2 protein-coding genes are annotated in these 1,032 nt (G+C 69.4%); both read left to right on the top strand.

The window, feature by feature from the left end:
* The first annotated feature begins 266 nt into the window (after window positions 1-266).
* Window positions 267-452, top strand: coding sequence for a tyrosine-protein phosphatase (locus A5767_RS23725; protein ID WP_064852344.1), 186 nt, complete (start codon window positions 267-269; stop codon window positions 450-452).
* A gap of 213 nt (window positions 453-665) precedes the next feature.
* Entirely contained in the window at window positions 666-926 is a 261-nt protein-coding gene (locus A5767_RS11320) for an IS3 family transposase (protein ID WP_052227244.1), read from the top strand.
* Window positions 927-1,032: the final 106 nt, after the last annotated feature.

The following is a 1,032-nucleotide window of genomic DNA, read 5'->3' as shown; positions in this document are numbered from 1 at the left end:
CCCGCGCCCACCACCCCCCCCCCCCCCCCCCCCCCCCCCCCACCCCCCCCCGGCCGGGGGGGGGGCCCCGCGCCGCCCCCCCCCCCCCCACGACCGATCCCGACAGATTGCGAGACGCAACGTGAAACGCGCCGCCGGCGAACTCATCGTGATAGACGGCCTGCCGAATCTCCGCGACATCGGTGGATGGCCGGTCTCCGACGGCAGCCACGTTCGTCGGGGTGCCCTGTACCGCTCGGTCGAACTCAACCGCCTCAGCGACGTCGGTGTCGCCGCGTCGCCGCGTCGCTGCGCTCGGCGTGCACACCGTGTTCGACCTGCGCACGGAGATGGAGCGGGCGGCGCAGCCGGACCGACTTCCCGAGGGCACCGCTCACGTGGTGGTCGACGTGCTCGCCGACGCCCCGACGGACGGGCGGAACAGCTACTCGCCGAAAGTTACCGCGACATAGTCGGATCCGACAGCGCACTGGCCGCATACCGACATCTGTACACCGCGCTCGCCGACCCCGAGGTACGGCCGGCGCTCATCCACTGCACGACGGGCAAGGACCGGACCGGTTGGGCGGCAGCGGCCCGTCAAGGTCGCCCCACGCACGTACCGGAACTGGAAAACCGCTCCGCCGTCGGAACGGACCGTCGCCGACGCGCATGTCACGAATGCATTGCTCGGCACCGTCGGCGCCGCGGAGGGGCTGTACGGGCGCCGCAAGATGACCGTGCACCTGCGCAACCAGGGCCACGAGGTCGGCAAGCACACGGTGGATCGGTTGATGCGCGACGAGGGCCTGTCCGGTGTGACTCGTGGGCGCCGGGATCGGACCACGATCCCCGGCGGCCGGAAGGCAGATCGGGCGCCTGACCTGGTCGATCGTGACTTCACCGCCGAGGTGCCGAACCGGAAGTGGGTCACCGACTTCACCTAGAGATATTTCGGTAATAGGGTGTGTCGTTACACTTGATTCACACCGCGCTGCTTGATCATTGACGAATGGCAGGGAAGAAGACTGGTTCCGGCGAGGAGCCCAACTA

The sequence above is a fragment of the Rhodococcus sp. 852002-51564_SCH6189132-a genome (assembly GCF_001665495.1).
Classification (GTDB): domain Bacteria; phylum Actinomycetota; class Actinomycetes; order Mycobacteriales; family Mycobacteriaceae; genus Rhodococcus; species Rhodococcus pyridinivorans.
The sequence above is the reverse complement of the archived record's forward strand: the minus strand, read 5'-3'. Positions and strand labels throughout refer to the sequence as shown.